This is a genomic window from Ferruginibacter sp. SUN002 (assembly GCF_050611725.1).
Taxonomy (GTDB): domain Bacteria; phylum Bacteroidota; class Bacteroidia; order Chitinophagales; family Chitinophagaceae; genus Ferruginibacter.
In genome coordinates, this window is sequence record NZ_JBODJB010000001.1 from 1,490,066 (window position 1) to 1,506,765 (window position 16,700).

21 protein-coding genes are annotated in these 16,700 nt (G+C 36.4%); 19 read left to right on the forward strand and 2 right to left on the reverse strand.

Annotated elements, in window-relative coordinates; all coding sequences use genetic code 11:
• Positions 1-27 precede the first annotated feature (27 nt).
• Entirely contained in the window at positions 28-1,398 is a 1,371-nt protein-coding gene (gene hisS / locus ACQ33O_RS06560; RefSeq protein WP_430994766.1) for a histidine--tRNA ligase, read from the reverse strand.
• 15 nt (positions 1,399-1,413) lie between these two features.
• A complete protein-coding gene (locus ACQ33O_RS06565) occupies positions 1,414-1,881 on the reverse strand; it encodes a low molecular weight protein-tyrosine-phosphatase (RefSeq protein WP_430994767.1) in 468 nt (155 codons plus the stop codon).
• Between the two features lie 129 nt (positions 1,882-2,010).
• On the opposite strand from ACQ33O_RS06565, the gene ACQ33O_RS06570 reads away from it, so the two are divergent.
• The 19 genes from ACQ33O_RS06570 to nuoK all read left to right on the forward strand — a co-directional run bounded on the left by ACQ33O_RS06570 (position 2,011) and on the right by nuoK (position 16,667).
• Entirely contained in the window at positions 2,011-2,826 is an 816-nt protein-coding gene (locus tag ACQ33O_RS06570; RefSeq protein WP_430994768.1) for an energy transducer TonB, read from the forward strand.
• Between the two features lie 46 nt (positions 2,827-2,872).
• Positions 2,873-3,130 carry a hypothetical protein gene (locus tag ACQ33O_RS06575; RefSeq protein WP_430994769.1) on the forward strand — a complete coding sequence of 86 codons (258 nt, stop codon included), beginning with the start codon at positions 2,873-2,875 and terminating at the stop codon, positions 3,128-3,130.
• A complete protein-coding gene (locus ACQ33O_RS06580; protein WP_430994770.1) occupies positions 3,127-4,071 on the forward strand; it encodes a PstS family phosphate ABC transporter substrate-binding protein in 945 nt (314 codons plus the stop codon). The genes ACQ33O_RS06575 and ACQ33O_RS06580 overlap by 4 nt, the downstream gene beginning before the upstream one ends.
• 62 nt (positions 4,072-4,133) lie before the next feature.
• The gene (locus ACQ33O_RS06585) at positions 4,134-5,858 is read left to right on the forward strand and encodes a tetratricopeptide repeat protein (protein WP_430994771.1); all 1,725 of its coding nucleotides are present in this window, start codon (positions 4,134-4,136) and stop codon (positions 5,856-5,858) included.
• Positions 5,859-5,957: 99 nt separating this feature from the next.
• Positions 5,958-6,353, forward strand: a complete 396-nt coding sequence (locus ACQ33O_RS06590; protein WP_430994772.1) for an NADH-quinone oxidoreductase subunit A — start codon at positions 5,958-5,960, stop codon at positions 6,351-6,353.
• A gap of 125 nt (positions 6,354-6,478) precedes the next feature.
• On the forward strand, positions 6,479-7,039 hold the full coding sequence (locus ACQ33O_RS06595; RefSeq protein ID WP_430994773.1) for an NADH-quinone oxidoreductase subunit B: 561 nt from the start codon (positions 6,479-6,481) through the stop codon (positions 7,037-7,039).
• A gap of 76 nt (positions 7,040-7,115) precedes the next feature.
• Positions 7,116-7,619, forward strand: coding sequence for an NADH-quinone oxidoreductase subunit C (locus ACQ33O_RS06600; RefSeq protein WP_430994774.1), 504 nt, complete (start codon positions 7,116-7,118; stop codon positions 7,617-7,619).
• A gap of 174 nt (positions 7,620-7,793) precedes the next feature.
• Positions 7,794-9,023: an NADH-quinone oxidoreductase subunit D gene (locus ACQ33O_RS06605; protein WP_430994775.1), complete on the forward strand. Its 1,230-nt coding sequence runs from the start codon at positions 7,794-7,796 to the stop codon at positions 9,021-9,023.
• Between the two features lie 20 nt (positions 9,024-9,043).
• The gene (nuoE, locus tag ACQ33O_RS06610; protein ID WP_430994776.1) at positions 9,044-9,538 is read left to right on the forward strand and encodes an NADH-quinone oxidoreductase subunit NuoE; all 495 of its coding nucleotides are present in this window, start codon (positions 9,044-9,046) and stop codon (positions 9,536-9,538) included.
• 70 nt (positions 9,539-9,608) lie between these two features.
• Positions 9,609-10,142, forward strand: coding sequence for a hypothetical protein (locus tag ACQ33O_RS06615; protein ID WP_430994777.1), 534 nt, complete (start codon positions 9,609-9,611; stop codon positions 10,140-10,142).
• Positions 10,143-10,152: 10 nt separating this feature from the next.
• On the forward strand, positions 10,153-10,593 hold the full coding sequence (locus ACQ33O_RS06620; protein ID WP_430994778.1) for a nuclear transport factor 2 family protein: 441 nt from the start codon (positions 10,153-10,155) through the stop codon (positions 10,591-10,593).
• Positions 10,594-10,613: 20 nt separating this feature from the next.
• Entirely contained in the window at positions 10,614-11,969 is a 1,356-nt protein-coding gene (gene nuoF, locus ACQ33O_RS06625) for an NADH-quinone oxidoreductase subunit NuoF (RefSeq protein WP_430994779.1), read from the forward strand.
• A gap of 47 nt (positions 11,970-12,016) precedes the next feature.
• Positions 12,017-12,394: a GxxExxY protein gene (locus tag ACQ33O_RS06630; RefSeq protein ID WP_430994780.1), complete on the forward strand. Its 378-nt coding sequence runs from the start codon at positions 12,017-12,019 to the stop codon at positions 12,392-12,394.
• A gap of 51 nt (positions 12,395-12,445) precedes the next feature.
• On the forward strand, positions 12,446-13,555 hold the full coding sequence (locus ACQ33O_RS06635) for a 2Fe-2S iron-sulfur cluster-binding protein (protein WP_430994781.1): 1,110 nt from the start codon (positions 12,446-12,448) through the stop codon (positions 13,553-13,555).
• Positions 13,556-13,577: 22 nt separating this feature from the next.
• Positions 13,578-14,642, forward strand: a complete 1,065-nt coding sequence (gene nuoH, locus ACQ33O_RS06640; RefSeq protein WP_430994782.1) for an NADH-quinone oxidoreductase subunit NuoH — start codon at positions 13,578-13,580, stop codon at positions 14,640-14,642.
• 49 nt (positions 14,643-14,691) lie between these two features.
• Positions 14,692-15,237, forward strand: a complete 546-nt coding sequence (gene nuoI, locus ACQ33O_RS06645) for an NADH-quinone oxidoreductase subunit NuoI (protein WP_430994783.1) — start codon at positions 14,692-14,694, stop codon at positions 15,235-15,237.
• A gap of 33 nt (positions 15,238-15,270) precedes the next feature.
• Complete coding sequence (locus ACQ33O_RS06650; protein ID WP_430994784.1) at positions 15,271-15,780, forward strand: NADH-quinone oxidoreductase subunit J family protein; 510 nt, start codon at positions 15,271-15,273, stop codon at positions 15,778-15,780.
• Between the two features lie 19 nt (positions 15,781-15,799).
• The gene (locus tag ACQ33O_RS06655) at positions 15,800-16,330 is read left to right on the forward strand and encodes a hypothetical protein (RefSeq protein ID WP_430994785.1); all 531 of its coding nucleotides are present in this window, start codon (positions 15,800-15,802) and stop codon (positions 16,328-16,330) included.
• 7 nt (positions 16,331-16,337) lie between these two features.
• Positions 16,338-16,667 carry an NADH-quinone oxidoreductase subunit NuoK gene (gene nuoK / locus ACQ33O_RS06660; RefSeq protein ID WP_430994786.1) on the forward strand — a complete coding sequence of 110 codons (330 nt, stop codon included), beginning with the start codon at positions 16,338-16,340 and terminating at the stop codon, positions 16,665-16,667.
• The last annotated feature ends 33 nt before the right edge of the window (positions 16,668-16,700 follow it).

Below are 16,700 nucleotides of genomic sequence, written 5' to 3' on the forward strand. Positions count from 1 at the left end.
AGCTGCAAAGATACGAAGGGATTGGCTTTAGTTGCTATTTAAATAGTCATACAAATTGTCTAAAATGACCAATTCCTGTATGCCGGTGGAGAGATTTTTTACTTGGCAATAATTTTGTTCTATCTCTTTGCTGCCGATAATAATGGCGTATTGAATATTTTTTTTCTCTGCATAGCTGAATTGTTTAGTGATCTTGGCAGATTCATAAAATAATTCGCAAGCAACGCCTTTGTTTCTAATGTTTTGCATCACATTATAGGCAAAAATACTTTCGGTTTCACCCATATTAAAGAATATAGCTTTAACAGTATTTCCGATATTTTCAGGAAAGAGATTTAGTTCTTCTAATACATCATAGATCCTATCTATACCAAAACTGATACCTACTCCCGGAACACTTTCCTTCACCCCAAAAAGGCTTGTGAGGTCATCATATCTTCCTCCACCGCCAATACTGCCAATGCTTACTTCTGAGGGGGCTTTAACCTCAAAAATAATACCTGTATAATAATTTAATCCTCTGGCTAATGAAAAGTCTACTACAAGGTTTGCTGACGAAGCTTTTTTTATAACATTAGTTATTTCCTCTAGCCCCCTGTTGGCTTCGGCATTATCGGCAAACAAGGCAATGGCTTGTGCTATTTTTTCTTCATTTGTACCAGTAATATTCAAATATTGTTCAATGATATCAATTTGTTTTTCAGATAACCCTCTTTCAGATAATTCTATTTTTACTTTTTGGATGCCTATTTTATCTAATTTATCAATGGCGGTTGTGATATCAATGAGGCCATGTGGCGAGCCGCAGATATGCGCCAGAGCGGTTAGCATTTTTCTGCTGTTTATTTTCAGACTATAATCATATAGGCCTAAAGTTGTAAAAGCTTCATGATAGATATTGGCCAGTTCAGCTTCAATGATCAAAGAGTGGCTGCCTACCACATCTGCATCGCATTGAGTAAATTCACGGTAACGGCCTTTTTGAGGCCTGTCTGCCCGCCAAACAGGTTGTATTTGATAGCGTTTATACGGAAACGTTAGCTTTCCGATATTCATAGCCACATATCTTGCAAAAGGGATTGTAAGATCATATTTTAAAGCTCTTTCGGTTAACTCATTGGTTGTTTTTCCTTCCAGTAGCTTTTCAAATCCGAGTTTAGCTTTATCAATATTCTTCGGGTCGTTAAGGCCGTTGTTTAAAACTTTAAATATAAGTCTATCTCCCTCTTCGCCATATTTCCCCATTAAAGTATCAAGGTTTTCCATTGCTGGTGTTTCTAAAGGCTCAAAAGCATATTTTTCAAATACATTTTTTATAGTTGTAAGAATAAAATTACGTTTACGAATGGTGTTCGCATTAAAATCTCTGGTGCCTTGTGGAATGCCTGGCTTATTCATTCTTTTTTGTAGGGTTTAAACAGGTTGTTTTTTGAATTTATTTATGATCTGATCACAGGTTTTGTTGAGCAGATCGAACACTTTATGATATTCAGTTTCCGGCTTACTCCATGGGTCAGGAACTTCTTTGCGTTGACCCGGAAATACTTCATCTAACAATAAAAGTGCTTTTTCGTCATCAAATTTTTCTTTTGCAATATATCTAATGTCTTCCAACACATCACTCGCCATTGCATATATTTTATCAAATCTGTCAAAATCTTCCTTCACAAATGATCTTGATATTTGTTTGGTGATATTAATGCCATGTTGCATGGCTACTTTTTGTGATAGCGGATGCGGATGTTCCCCGTTATGATAACCATTCGTTCCGGCACTGTCTATTATCCAGTCTAATCCTGCATCTGCAGCTTTTTTCTGTAATATTCCTTCGGCTAAAGGACTACGACAAATATTACCAAGACAAACCATTAAAATCTTCATGTTGCAAAGATATGGTTCGTTCAATTTCAAATATTATTTAATAGTATATTATGGATTTCCGTGAGCCCTGCATCTCATTACAAACGGCGCCGGTTTTGAATTTTATTCTTTAACTCAAAACCAACCACAATGAAAAGTGAATTAATTCTGAAAAGTGATGTGCTTGACATCCTTTTTGAAGACAGAAACAAAACCTATGGAGCCTACATCTTGCGAAAATTTTATCCTAATCGAATTAAATATTCGTTGCTAATAATGTTTAGTACTGCTATTGCTTTATCATTATTCGGGTTTATTTCAAATGAACGTGCAGCAAAAGCAACCTATGCTGACAAAATTACAACGAAACTCGGCAGTATTGCTGCAGATGCCGAGCCATTGCATAAAGAGCCTCCCAAAAAAGAGAAGAAGGCTTCTGTGGTAGTGAAACAGGAAAAATTTACTGATAAGTTCGAGATAGTAAAGGATAATAAGAAAACAGATAAACTCCCCGAGGATCTTGCCAATTCGAATATCGGCAACAAAAACATTGATGATAAATCAAACAAGGGAGGGTTGGTAGGGCAAAATATTGATTCTGTTGAAAACAGCAGTTCAAATAAAAAAATAGAAGAAAAGATCGATGTTAATATTCCAACAGAAAATCCTGATAACCCGGCTATTTTTCCTGGAGGGATGAGCGCTTTGAGAGAGTTTCTAAGAAAAAATCTTGTGAATCCAAGTGAGATGGAAAGCGGAGAAGAAGTTCCTGTAAAAGTAAGATTTGTAGTAGGATTTGACGGAAAGTTAAAAGAACTTAGTATCATTGAAAGTGGGGGTAATTCATTCGATGATGAAGTACTACGGGTTGTGAAAAAAATGCCACAGTGGACTCCCGGAAACCTGAGGGGTACAAATGTTTCTACTTATGTTACCATTCCGGTAAAGTTTGTTGGTCCGGAGTAAGATATCCCTGATAATTGTAGTAATTTGCCAACTCAAAAAAAATAATATGGCCTTGGAAGAATTTGAAAAAGAAGAAATGAGTGAAAGGGAGAAAGGAATCATTCGTATGCGTACTATTACAAATTATAGTATGGGAATATTTATGATTGCTGTTGGATTCTTTTTTATGTTTCCAACAAAATATACTCAACAATATATTGATCGATACGATCCTGATATCATTAAAGTATTTGCAGTGATTTGTTGGTTGTATGGATTGTTTAGAATTTACAGAGGATACAAGAAAAACTATTTTAGAAGTTGAATCGATTAATTAAATATTTTACCATCATATCATTTTTGGTGCTATTGGTATTTGTTGTATCCTGCAATGATAGTGATGCAAACAAGGTAACGGATTCCCCTACATCAGGAACAATACACATTAGTGTGGATGAAAGTTTCCGACCTGTTATAGAAGAACAGATAAGTGCATATGAAGCTTCTTTTCCGGGTACCAAAATAATCGCTCACTACAAACCGGAAGCAGAATGCTTTAACGATTTGTACAATGATTCCTTAAACAGAATGGTAATTGTAACACGAGGGCTTACAAAAGAAGAATCCAAGGCTTTCGATGCAACATTAAATTACTCACCACTTACTGATAAAATTGCATCCGATGCTATAGCTGTAGTGGTAAATAAAAATAGCAATGATACCGTGTTTACGCTTTCGGAACTTAGAAACCTGCTTTCTGGAGCAAAGGGAAAAGAAAAAAAAGTAGTTTTTGATGGGTTGAGTGCAACCAGTTCAGTTCGATTTGCAATTGATAGCATATTGAAAGGAAAGCAATTTGACACTTCGGTTGTCAAGGCAGCAAAAAACAGTAAGGAGGTACTCGAGTATATAGCAACCGATGAACAGGCTATTGGAGTAGTAGGTATAAGCTGGATTGGTAATCCTGAGGATACCGCACAGGTAAATATGCTTAAAAAGGTAAAAATAGCATATATACAATGTAGTGTCTGTGACGAGATGCCCTATGTTAAGCCTACACAAGCGAGTATAGAAAGCAGGCGTTATCCTTTGGTACGTGGTTTGTATTATATCGTAAAAGAAAATTACAGCGGACTGGGGTCAGGTTTTGCTGCTTTTTTGCATTATGAGCGAGGACAGTTGATTTTTAGAAGGGCATATCTGGCACCAGTTATGAAGTTTGGAATAAGAAGTGTAAAGATTAACGAAACATTAAACAACGATTAGACTTTTTTCTCGTCTATATATAGGCAATATTAAATATCATTGCAAAGTTAAAAAAACAAAAAATGAGTAAGATTAAATCGGGATTATGGATTGCAGCTTCACTGTTTATTTTAAGTACGGTAAAAGCACAAAGTTTGGAAGATGGTAAGAAAATGTTCTTTTATGGAAAGTATAAAAGTGCAAAAACTATTTTTAATAAGATCAATAATGCGGATGCAACCTATTGGCTAGGGCAGATTGCTATTGCAAATGGTGATATTGCCGGAGCAAAAGCAATATATCAACAGGCACTTACAACTGCATCAAATAACCCCCTACTTATTGTTGGAATGGGGCATGTAGAACTGGCTGAAGGTAAAACGCAGGAAGCCCGTCAACGTTTTGAAACGGCCATCAGTTTAAGTAATGGTAAAAATGCTGCTGTACTCAATGCAATTGGTTTTGCGAATGTAGATATAAAAGAAGGTGATGCTGCTTATGCTATTGAAAAGTTGAAACAGGCAACAGCATTGAAAGGAATGAAGGATCCGGATGTATATATCAATTTAGGTGATGCTTACAGACGAATATCTGAAGGGGGTAATGCACAGCTTTCTTATCAAGGAGCTTTGAATTTAAATAAGAATTATGCAATAGCTTCTTATAAAATTGGTAAAATATACCAAACGCAAGGAATTAATCAGGAAGATATTTATCTTCCTAAATATGAAGAATCTATTGCAATGGATCCGGCATTTCCGGTTGTATATTACAACCTTTATAGATATTATTATGAAACCGATATCAATAAAGCGGAAACATACCTTGCCAAGTATCTTGAGGCCCAAGGGACTGATGAAGAAAATTCATGTTATTATACTGCGGCGATGAAATTAGCAGCCAAAAAATTTTCCGAAGCTATAACGGAATCCGATAAATGCATTGCGACCTCGGCAACGCCTTATCCATATATCTACCAGGTAAAGGCATTAGCATATTTTAACATGAATGATTCTGTAAACGCTAAAACTGCCTTTGAAATTTATTTCAGTAAACAAAACCCTGATAAAATCGTAGGGCAAGATTATGATAAATATGCAAGAACGCTTTTGAAGCTTCCAGGTAACGACTCAGTAGCAGCTATCTATTTTGATAAGGCAGTTGCAGCAGATACAACCGAAGCCGGAAAAGTGGCGTTATTGAAAACAGCTGCTACCACTTATGAAGCGCAAAAAAAGTATAAAGATGCAGCTAAATGGTATAATAAGCTATTGGCAGTTAAAAAATCTCCAAATAGAAATGATCTGTACAATGCAGCCGATAATTCTTTTAGATCGGGAGACTATGCCACTGCTGTAGCTGTATTTACTCAATATACTCAAAAATATCCTGAAGAAACTTATGGCTTTTATACATTGGGTAAATATAGTCGTGCTCTTGATACCAGTATGGTACTTGGCCTGGCTTTTGCTCCTTTGGAAAAAACAATTCAATTAGGTGAATTGGATACAGCAAAAAACAAGTCTTATCTTATTTATAGCTACAAGTATATGGTAGAATACTATGTAAATATTAAAAAGGATAAGGCCACAGCTATCGCATATTGCGATAAGATATTGCTGTTAGAACCTACCAATACCGAAGCAATTTCTAATAAGGCCGCAATTGGATCAATGAAAATGACACCAACAACACCGGTACAAACAACACCTACGGCACCTAGGCCTGAAATAAAGCCTGAAACTCCAAAAGTGCCTATAACAAAGGCAGTACCTAAAAAAGCAGCTCCCAAGAAAAAAACTAAATAAAATAATACAATCCCTATCTTTTAAAAGATAGGGATTTTCTTTTAGATTGTAAGTTGTTTTTTGATATACCTACCTTATTTTTGCGTATTAATTACATATATGGATTTTTTCTTACTCCAATCATCTCCGGCCAACAGTGCAGCAAATTATTTGCCAATTGGTATTCAATTGTTTTTTGCGATTGGTTTTATTGCAACAATGATGGGACTTACCCATTTTTTTGGTCCAAAAAGAAATTCAGCAGAAAAGCTTCAAAATTTTGAAAGCGGTATAGAAGTTAAGGGTAATGCCCGTCAGCCGATGGCTATTAAATATTTTTTAGTAGCCATTTTATTTGTGTTGTTTGATGTGGAAGTTATTTTCTTTTACCCATATGCGGTAAACTTTAGAGAGTTAGGGTGGGAAGGTTTTTTAGCAGTTGTGATGTTTGTTTCTGCCTTTGTAGCAGGATTAATATATATCTTTAAGAAAGGTGCTTTAAACTGGGAAGATTAAAACTTGATTAGTTAATTAGCCGATATGCTAATGTGCTGATTAAAATAGAAGGAGGATTGAAATAGCACTAATGAATAAAAAAAATCAGCAGATTAGCACATTAGCAAATCAGCACATTAAAAAATATGCGTCCGGTACAATATAATACTAAACTTAAAATGGTAGAAGCTCCAGAGAGCTTCATGGGTGATGGCTTTATGGCAACTTCTTTAGAAAAAGTTGTAGGCCTTGCTCGGAAAAACTCCATCTGGCCTTTACCGTTTGCCACCAGTTGTTGCGGAATTGAATTCATGGCAACCATGGCAAGCCATTACGATCTTGCAAGATTTGGAAGTGAACGGGTAGGGTTTTCTCCACGCCAATGCGATCTTTTGATGGTGATGGGCACAATTTCAAAAAAAATGGGACCGGTTTTGCGTCAGGTGTATTTGCAAATGGCAGAGCCACGTTGGGTTTTATCGGTTGGTGCTTGTGCATGCAGTGGTGGTATTTTTGATACTTATTCTGTATTGCAAGGCATCGATCAGGTAATACCTGTTGATGTATACGTGCCGGGTTGCCCCCCAAGACCGGAAGCAATTTTGGATGGTTTTTTAAAGATCCAGGAATTGGTAGGTAATGAAAGTTTACGTAGAAGAAATGGCGAGAAGTATAAAGATATGTTGGCAGAATACGGAATACAATAGATTAAAAATTAAAAATTAAAAATTAAAAATTTACATTCATTAAGTTCTGTAAGTTTTTATTTTTCGAATTTATTTTATGGGGTTAAGCAATGATTTTATAAAACAAAAACTAACTGAAAAGTTCGGAGATGTATTAACTGATTGGCAGGAGCCCTATGGTATGCTTACATTCACTGCTCCGAAAGATCTGAACTTAAAAATTTTACAGTTTTTGTTTGATGATGCTGAATTAAGATTTCAATTTTTAACCGATCTGCAAGCAGTGCATTATCCTGAAAGAATTGGAGAAGAATTGGCAGTAGTTTATCACTTGCATAACCTGATCGATAATGTACGTATTCGTTTCAAAGTTTTCACTTCAGTAGAAAGTCCTGATGTGTATAGTGCTACTGCATTGTATCAATCAGCAAATTTTATGGAAAGAGAAACTTACGATTTCTTCGGAGTAAATTTTGTTGGTCATCCCAATTTGATAAGAATATTGAATGTTGATGAGATGGATTATTTCCCAATGAGGAAAGAATTTCCGTTGGAAGATCAGACGAGGATTGACAAGGATGATGAGATGTTTGGAAGATGATTTGGTAATTTGGAGATTTGAAAATTTGATGATGTGTTGAGGAGGATGAATAAAGCGATGCGGTACAAGAGAGTGACACAACGATGTTGCCATGGAAAACAAATGTTGGCAAAATAAAAACAACAAAACATAATCAATACCCCTTTAGGGGATAGGGGTTAAAAATAAAAATTAATGGTAGAAACAGGAGATCATATTTTATTACCTGAAGGCTCGATAGAGAAACAAACCACCACGCTAAACCTTGGACCGACGCATCCTGCAACGCATGGCGTATTCCAGAATATTTTGGAGTTGGATGGTGAACGTATCATGAAAGCTACATCCACTGTGGGTTATATTCATAGAGCCTTTGAAAAATTAGCAGAACGCAGACCACTATATCAGATCACTCCTATTACAGACAGGTTGAATTATTGTTCATCGCCAATTAACAATATGGGATGGCATTTAACCTGCGAAAAATTATTGGGAGTGCAAACGCCAAAACGTGTTGATTATTTACGCATCATCATCATGGAGTTAGCTCGTATTAGCGATCACTTGATCTGTAATTCAATTGTAGGTGTGGATAGTGGTGCTTATTCAGGTTTCTTATACCTGATGCAATACCGTGAACTAATATATGAAATATATGAAGAAGTATGTGGGTCCCGTCTTACTACTAATATTGGGCGTATTGGCGGTTTTGAAAGGAATTTCACTAATACAGCGTTCGAAAAACTCGAAAAATTCTTAAAAGAATACCCAAAAACTTTAAAAGAGTTTGAAAACCTGTTTACCCGTAACCGTATTTTTATGGAACGTACCATTGGTTGCGGTCCTATCAGTGCTGAAAGAGCATTGAACTATGGTTTTACGGGTCCAAACTTACGTGCAGCTGGTGTTGATTACGATGTTCGTTTACACACACCGTATAGTAGTTACGAAGATTTTGATTTTACTGTTCCGGTAGGTACTACGGGTGACTGTTATGATCGTTTCTTAGTGCGTAATGATGAAATGTGGCAAAGTTTGAGCATCATTAATCAGGCATATAAAAAGGTGCAGGAATTCAAAGGTGCGGAAGCAGAGATATACCATGCTGATACACCAGCTTATTATTTGCCCGAGAAAAAAGATGTGTACACAAAAATGGAAGCGTTGATCTATCACTTTAAAATTGTGATGGGTGAAACGGAAATTCCTGCAGGTGAATTATACAGTAGTGTTGAAGGTGCAAATGGTGAGTTAGGTTTTTATTTAATTAGCGATGGCGGCCGAACGCCATACAGACTGCATTTCCGCAGACCATGTTTTATTTACTATCAAGCATATCCTGAATTGGTACAAGGTGGTATGTTGAGTGATGCTGTTATAACAATGAGTAGTTTGAACTTGATTGCGGGAGAATTAGACGCATAAAAAATTTTGAATAAAGAATTATGAGTGTTGAGTTTTCAAAAGAAAAATTAAATAAAGTAGCGGAAATTATTTCCCGTTATCCTCAGGGCAAACAAAAAAGCGCTTTGTTGCCGGTATTGCACATGGCACAGGATGAATTTGGTGGTTGGTTGGATGTGCCTGTGATGGATTATGTAGCATCTTTATTAAGTATCGAACCAATTGAAGTATATGAGGTAGCAAGCTTTTACAGTATGTATAATTTGAAACCTGTTGGCAAGTATTTATTTGAAGTGTGTCAAACAGGCCCGTGTATGCTTAATGGCAGCGACAATATCATTGATTACATCAAACAAAAGCTAAACATAGGTGTTGGTGAAACAACTGCCGATGGAATGTTTACTTTAAAAACGGTTGAATGCCTTGGTGCCTGCGGTTATGCGCCAATGATGCAGTTGGGGAAGTTTTATAGAGAACATTTAACAAAAGAAAAAGTAGATGCGATAATTGAGGAGTGCAGAAGTAAAGCGAATTAAAAAATTAATATTGATTCGAATAAATAAATATGTTGTTTTTATAATATTCTCTTTCATATTTGTTGGATGTATGCCTTTAACATCAATGCCAACTTTGAAAGGCAACGAAAATGCAGGAGAACAGAGTGGAACAGATTTTATTGAGTTGAATGATGGTAGAATTGTAATGGGTACTATTACTCAATTCAGTTTAGGTGATGTTTTAGCAAAGAGAAGAGGGAGTGTGCTTGTTGATGGTAAAAAGTATTGGTATAAGGAAGTTGCCGCAGCCCAATATCTTAACAAGTATTACCGAAAGGATACAAAAAATGGGTTTGACGAAAGAATTGTAAAAGGTAAGATAAACGTTTACAGGTTTCTTGAAATAACAAATGAAGATGCAAAAGGGGATGTTGTAAAAAGTGTATTTGATTGGTATTTTCTTCAAAAAGGAGATAAATCGCCGGTTGTGGAATTTGAGATAAAAGTGCTTGAGCAAATGATAGCAGATCATAAACCTGCTGTTGATGAAATGAAAAAATACAATGCACTTAGTAAACATGACAAAGCATCTAAAGGCGATCGGTATTTAAATAATGTTATTTCGATCTATAATAATCAATAATTGAGTGTACATGAAAATAGGGTTGTTTTATATCGCAATGATGCTTTTTACATCTACAATTTTTGCTCAGACTCCTGCTGTTGAGGCTAAGGTTTGGAAAAATGTAGAAGCTTTGAACAAGGCCATCTTTGTAAATAAAGATAGTGTGGCTTTGGCTGAGTTGGTTGCTGCTGATGTTACTTATGGTCATTCAGGGGGTAATGTAGAAGATAAAAAAACTATGATCACAAAGGCATTGGCCAATGTATCAACTTACAAAGATGTGAAGACGGAAAAAGTAAGTATCAAAGTTGTTGGAAATACAGCGGTAGTACGACATATTTTGTCTGCAACAGAAAATAAAGAAGGAAAAGAATCTTTGTTGAAATTAAATGTATTGCAAGTTTGGCAAAAATTATACGGTAAGTGGAAGATCATTGCAAGACAAAGTGTAAAAGTTCCAACGAATTAAAGAAATAATTATCAGGATCAATGGGTAGAAAATTATTATTAGATAAAGCAAATGTTCCGGGCATCCGCAGCTTCGAAGTATATCGTCGTGAAGGAGGCTATAGAAGCGTAGAAAAGGCATTGAAAATGTCAGAAGCCGATATCGTTGAAGAAGTTAAGAAAAGCGGATTACGTGGTAGAGGCGGTGCAGGTTTCCCTACAGGAATGAAATGGAGTTTCATTGCAAAACCTGAAGGCGTGCCTCGTCATTTGGTGGTGAATGCAGATGAAAGCGAACCGGGTACTTTTAAGGATAGATATTTAATGGAATTCATTCCTCATATTTTGATCGAAGGAATGATCGTTTCTTCGTTTGCGCTTGGCAGTAATGTTAGCTACATTTATATCCGTGGAGAGTATGCATGGATCGTAGATATTTTAGAAGAAGCCATTGCTGAAGCAAAACAAAATGGTTTCTTAGGTAAAAATATTTTGGGTTCTGGGTTCGATTGTGAAATATATGTACAACGTGGTGCAGGAGCTTATATCTGTGGAGAAGAAACTGCTTTGATAGAAAGTCTGGAAGGTAAAAGAGGCAATCCACGAATTAAACCGCCATTTCCTGCTGTTAAAGGTGTTTGGGAAAGACCAACTGTTGTAAATAATGTTGAAACGATTGCAGCTGTTGTTCCGATCATCAACGAAGGGGGTGAAGAATATGCAAAGATCGGAGTTGGGAAAAGTACAGGAACAAAATTAATTTCTGCCTGCGGAAATATTAATAAACCGGGTATTTATGAAATAGATATGACCATCTCTGTTGAAGAATTTATTTTCAGCGATGAGTATTGTGGAGGTATTCCCAATGGTAAAAAATTAAAGGCTTGTATTCCCGGCGGATCATCGGTTCCTATCTTACCGGCTAATTTGTTATTGACCACAGCAAAAGGAGAGAAAAGAATGATGAACTATGAAAGTCTTGCTGATGGTGGTTTTGCAACAGGTACGATGATGGGTAGTGGAGGCTTTATTGTAATGGATGAAGATCAATGTATTGTTCGTCATACATTGAGTTTAGCAAGATTCTATCATCATGAAAGCTGCGGACAGTGTAGCCCTTGCCGTGAGGGTACAGGTTGGATGGAAAAAATATTGAAGAAGATCGAATACGGAAAAGGTGAAATAAAAGATATTGATCTGTTGTGGGACATTCAACGCAAAATTGAAGGCAATACAATTTGTCCTTTAGGTGATGCAGCGGCATGGCCGGTTGCAGCAGCTATCAGGCATTTTAGAGATGAGTTTGAATGGCATGTATTGAATCCTGAAGAATCACAAAAAAGGAATTATGGGTTGGCGCATTATGCAGATCCGATTCATATTCCAACTGCGGTTTAGTTTTCACGCTAAGGTCGCAAAGGAGCGAAGGCGCAAAGAGAATATCTATGACTGAGAATGAAATATCAAAAATAGTTTTTGATTTGTGCATAATGATTCACAGAAAATACGGTCCGGGTTTATTTGAAAGTGTGTACGAAGAAATTTTTTGCTATGAATTGACTAAGATTGGAATAACATTTACTCGACAACAAGGAGTACCATTGGTACATGAGGAGATTAGGATGGAAATAGGTTTTAGGGCAGACATAATAATCGAAAATAAAGTTATTCTTGAATTGAAATCAGTAGAAGCTTTAGCTGATATTCATTACAAACAATTATTAACTTATTTGAAATTGACAAATATAAAATTAGGAATGTTAATCAATTTTAATGTTCCTCTAATTAAAGATGGGATTCATAGAATCGTAAATAAATTATAATTTAAACTTTGCGCCTTCGCTCCTCAGCGATCTTAGCGTGAAATAATAATTATGGCAGAAGAAATAAAAACTTTTAAAGTAACTATCGATAACATCACTATAGATGTTGCGCCTGGTACATCAGTATTAAATGCTGCTCGTCAAATAGGCGGCGATGTTGCACCTCCTGCAATGTGCTATTACAGTAAGTTGCAAGGTAGTGGTGGTAAATGCCGTACTTGCTTGGTGGAGGTAGCTGCAGGGTCAACTGCCGATCCAAGACCAATGCCTAAATTGGTTCCATCATGCAGAACGAATGTGATGGATGGAATGATCGTAAAAAATATTACCAGCGAAAGAGTGATTGATGCAAGAAATGGCGTGGTTGAATTTTTATTACTGAATCATCCGCTGGATTGCCCGATCTGCGACCAGGCAGGCGAATGTCACTTGCAAGATTTAGGATATAGTCACGGTAAAGAAGGAACCCGTTACGAATTTGACAGAAGAACGTTTGAAAAAGAAGATATCGGTCCTTACATTCAATTACACATGACAAGATGTATTCTTTGTTATCGTTGTACATATGTTGCCGATCAATTAACAGATAAACGTGTCCATGGCATTTTAGACAGAGGTGATCATGCAGAAATATCTACCTATATTTCCAAAGCAATTGATAATGATTTCAGCGGCAACATGATCGATGTTTGCCCGGTAGGCGCATTGACAGATAAAACATTCCGTTTCAAAAACAGGGTTTGGTTTACTAAACCCGTAGATGCTCACAGAGATTGTACCAATCCTGATTGCTGCGGTAAAGCAACGTTGTGGTTACGTGGAGAAGAAGTGTTTAGAGTTACTGCCCGTAAAGATGAATGGGGTGAAGTACAAAGCTATGATGGTAAGTCTGGTTGGATCTGTAATACCTGTCGTTTTGATACAAAGAAAACAAGCGATTGGGTAATTGAAGGACCAACAAAAGTTAATCGTCATTCAGTGATTTCTCAAGGTCATTATGTAAATACCATAAAACCTAAAGAAACAGTACAAGCGGTAATGGGAGGCAGGGCACCTAAATTATTGATGGATATACATAATGTTAGCGAAGTAAATAAGTTGGATGTTGAATTGAGCAAGATCAATGGTCCTGCTCATTCTGATACATTTAAAAAAGATTAAGAGAAAATTTTAATAAAAGGATATGCTTTTAGCAATTGATTGGATTTTAATTATTGAAAAATTAGCGCTGATAGTAGTGGTGGTAATGTCATCATTAGTAATTGCTATGTATGCAACCTGGGCTGAGAGAAAAGTAGCAGCGATTATGCAAGATAGACGTGGCCCTAACAGAGCCGGACCATTTGGTTTGTTGCAACCTGCTGCAGACGGGTTGAAATTATTTTTCAAAGAAGAGATCATTCCTAATTTTTCATCCAAATTTCTATTCATCCTTGGGCCGTGCTTGGCAATGCTAACAGCAATGATGACAGGCGCCGTTATTCCATGGGGAGATAAAGTTCATTTCTTTGGCAGAGATATTTCCTTGCAGATCACAGATGTGAATATTGGAATATTGTATGTGTTTGGTGTTGTAAGTATGGGTGTGTATGGAATTATGATCGGTAGCTGGGCAAGCAATAATAAATTTTCCCTGATGGGTGGTTTACGAGCAGCATCGCAGATCATTAGCTACGAATTGGCAATGGGAGTTGCATTGATTGCCTTACTAATGGTAACGGGTACGCTTAGCCTAAAAACAATGGTAGGTTTTCAAATGGACGGTTACTGGAATATTTTTAAACAACCACTTGGTTTCCTCATATTTTTGATCTGTGTTTTCGCTGAATGTAATCGTACACCATTTGATTTGCCTGAAGCCGAAAATGAATTGATCGGCGGATATCATACAGAGTATTCTTCAATGAAACTTGGCTTCTTCTTGTTTGCAGAATACATTAATATGTTCATCAGTAGTTCGGTAATGGTGAGTTTGTTTTTCGGTGGCTATGATATTCCTTTTGTGAATGATGTTCATTTGGCTGAGCAGATAGGAACTAACTGGACTGCCTTGTTGCATACATTCTGCTTCCTTGGTAAAGCAGTATGTTTCCTATTCTTATTCATGTGGGTAAGATGGACGATCCCGAGATTTCGTTACGATCAATTAATGAATTTAGGTTGGAAAATATTATTGCCTTTGGCATTGGTAAATATGTTGGTAACGGGTGCTCTTGTATTGTTACAACAAAACAACTGGCATTTTTAAACAATAAAAGATATTTGCGCAACTTTAGTGTTGCTCTAATAAAAAATATATGCAAGCATTAACGAATAAAGTAAAGCAGGTTAATCGAAAGCCGATGAGTTTCATGGAGCGACTTTATCTGCCTGCTATTTTTAAAGGAATGGCCATTACTTTTGGTCATATGTTTAAAAAGAGGCCAACGGTTAACTATCCTGAAAAAACAAGACCCTTTAGTCCTGTATTCAGAGGATTACATATTTTGAACAGAGACGAAGAAGGAAGAGAAAATTGTACTGCTTGTGGATTGTGTGCAGTAGCCTGTCCGGCAGAAGCCATTACTATGGAAGCTGCAGAAAGAAAAGTTGGGGAAGAAAATTTATACAGAGAAGAAAAGTATGCAGCGAAGTATGAGATCAATATGCTGCGTTGTATATTCTGTGGTTTGTGTGAAGAGGCTTGTCCGAAAGATGCTATCTATTTAAGTGAAACTTTTGCTCCGGCAAATTACCAGCGTAAAGGTTTTATTTATGGGAAGGAAGATCTTTTGATACCCCATCCCATCACAGAAAAAGAAGCGTACGAGAAAGCAAAAGGTGGTAGAGTGAGTGTGCGGTAATTCATATTCATAATTTATAATTCATAGTTTATAATGGGCGTAACAGAAATATTGTTTTGGTTTTTAAGTGTACTTGCTCTAGGCTCTGCTATTATGGTGGTTGCTAGTAAAAGCCCTGTACACAGTATTTTATTTTTGATCATTACTTTCTTTGCCATATCCGGTCACTATATTTTACTGAATGCTCAGTTTTTAGCTATTGTAAATATCATTGTATATGCCGGCGCAATTATGGTGTTGTTTTTATTTGTGGTGATGTTGATGAACTTGAATGCCGATTCTGAACCGCCGCAGAAAAATAAATATTTATTATACGGAGGTACCATTGCAGGTTGCAGTTTACTTTTGGTGTTAGTAGCAGCACTCAAACAAAGTGCAATAAGTTATCAACCAACGCAATTGCAGTATGGTAATTCAGGATTGATTGCTCATTTAGGACAGGCGCTTTTTACTGATTATGTTTTTCCGTTTGAAATAAGCAGTGTTTTGTTTCTCAGTGCAATGATCGGTGCTGTGATTATCTCAAAAAAGGAACCTAATTAATAAAAATTATATAGCGAAGATGATTAAAAGGTTTATAGTTATTATGCTTTCGGTAGTTGTTGTAAAAAGCAGCTCGGCACAGATTGATCTAAATAAGATATTGAATGTAGATGATATTTTGGGCAAAGTAATGCATGTAAAAAAAGGGTTTGCGCCAAAATTCTCTTTGGGAAATGTAAGCATTCCAAAGATCAATAAGGTAGGGGAGATATTTGGGTTAAAGAAAAACGAACAGATCAATAAATTATTTAAAACCTTTAAAACAGGACGAACAGTTTATAAGATTGCTTCTTATGCCGGTGGCGCTGTTGCTTTGTACGGAACAATCAAAGCGGTTGATAAGGCATCCATCGCAAAAGATTATAAAGGAGCATTGATTGGAGGATTAAGTACAATAGCTTCAGGGCTAGTAACAAAATTCCTGACTAAAGGAGCTGCTTATAAAGCAACCGATATTTTCAACGGAGTAGTTAAAAAGAAGATTAAAAATATTTTTTCAATACAACCGGCCTCTCAAACTATGGGTATGGGCTTGTATGTAAAACTATAAAATTATTATGCCGGTATATTATTACATAGTTCTAGCGATTGCATTATTCAGCATTGGTATCATTGGCGTATTAACCCGTCGTAATGCTATTATTATATTTATGTGCATCGAATTAATGTTGAACGCAGTGAATTTGTTATTGGTTGCATTTTCGAAAATGCATAACCTTGCAACTACAGCACTTAACCCTTCTGCAGCAACTGATGCTCAGGTGTTTGTTTTTTTTATCATGGTAGTAGCAGCAGCAGAGGTAAGTGTTGGATTGGCGATAATAGTAATGGCTTATAGAAATACACATTCGATAGACGTAAACTTTTTAAATAGATTGAAGAATTAAGCCCCCATCCCCTAAAGGGGAGAAAGGCAACAG

Excerpts from the sequence above, each read along its gene's own strand:
- hisS (WP_430994766.1), bottom strand. The coding sequence starts at position 1,398 with ATGAATAAGCCAGGCATTCCACAAGGCACCAGAGATTTTAATGCGAAC.
- ACQ33O_RS06565 (WP_430994767.1), bottom strand. The coding sequence starts at position 1,881 with ATGAAGATTTTAATGGTTTGTCTTGGTAATATTTGTCGTAGTCCTTTA.
- ACQ33O_RS06570 (WP_430994768.1), top strand. The coding sequence starts at position 2,011 with ATGAAAAGTGAATTAATTCTGAAAAGTGATGTGCTTGACATCCTTTTT.
- ACQ33O_RS06575 (WP_430994769.1), top strand. The coding sequence starts at position 2,873 with ATGGCCTTGGAAGAATTTGAAAAAGAAGAAATGAGTGAAAGGGAGAAA.
- ACQ33O_RS06585 (WP_430994771.1), top strand. The coding sequence starts at position 4,134 with ATGAGTAAGATTAAATCGGGATTATGGATTGCAGCTTCACTGTTTATT.
- ACQ33O_RS06590 (WP_430994772.1), top strand. The coding sequence starts at position 5,958 with ATGGATTTTTTCTTACTCCAATCATCTCCGGCCAACAGTGCAGCAAAT.
- ACQ33O_RS06595 (WP_430994773.1), top strand. The coding sequence starts at position 6,479 with ATGCGTCCGGTACAATATAATACTAAACTTAAAATGGTAGAAGCTCCA.
- ACQ33O_RS06600 (WP_430994774.1), top strand. The coding sequence starts at position 7,116 with ATGGGGTTAAGCAATGATTTTATAAAACAAAAACTAACTGAAAAGTTC.
- ACQ33O_RS06605 (WP_430994775.1), top strand. The coding sequence starts at position 7,794 with ATGGTAGAAACAGGAGATCATATTTTATTACCTGAAGGCTCGATAGAG.
- nuoE (WP_430994776.1), top strand. The coding sequence starts at position 9,044 with ATGAGTGTTGAGTTTTCAAAAGAAAAATTAAATAAAGTAGCGGAAATT.
- ACQ33O_RS06615 (WP_430994777.1), top strand. The coding sequence starts at position 9,609 with ATGCCTTTAACATCAATGCCAACTTTGAAAGGCAACGAAAATGCAGGA.
- ACQ33O_RS06620 (WP_430994778.1), top strand. The coding sequence starts at position 10,153 with ATGAAAATAGGGTTGTTTTATATCGCAATGATGCTTTTTACATCTACA.
- nuoF (WP_430994779.1), top strand. The coding sequence starts at position 10,614 with ATGGGTAGAAAATTATTATTAGATAAAGCAAATGTTCCGGGCATCCGC.
- ACQ33O_RS06630 (WP_430994780.1), top strand. The coding sequence starts at position 12,017 with ATGACTGAGAATGAAATATCAAAAATAGTTTTTGATTTGTGCATAATG.
- ACQ33O_RS06635 (WP_430994781.1), top strand. The coding sequence starts at position 12,446 with ATGGCAGAAGAAATAAAAACTTTTAAAGTAACTATCGATAACATCACT.
- nuoH (WP_430994782.1), top strand. The coding sequence starts at position 13,578 with ATGCTTTTAGCAATTGATTGGATTTTAATTATTGAAAAATTAGCGCTG.
- nuoI (WP_430994783.1), top strand. The coding sequence starts at position 14,692 with ATGCAAGCATTAACGAATAAAGTAAAGCAGGTTAATCGAAAGCCGATG.
- ACQ33O_RS06650 (WP_430994784.1), top strand. The coding sequence starts at position 15,271 with ATGGGCGTAACAGAAATATTGTTTTGGTTTTTAAGTGTACTTGCTCTA.
- ACQ33O_RS06655 (WP_430994785.1), top strand. The coding sequence starts at position 15,800 with ATGATTAAAAGGTTTATAGTTATTATGCTTTCGGTAGTTGTTGTAAAA.
- nuoK (WP_430994786.1), top strand. The coding sequence starts at position 16,338 with ATGCCGGTATATTATTACATAGTTCTAGCGATTGCATTATTCAGCATT.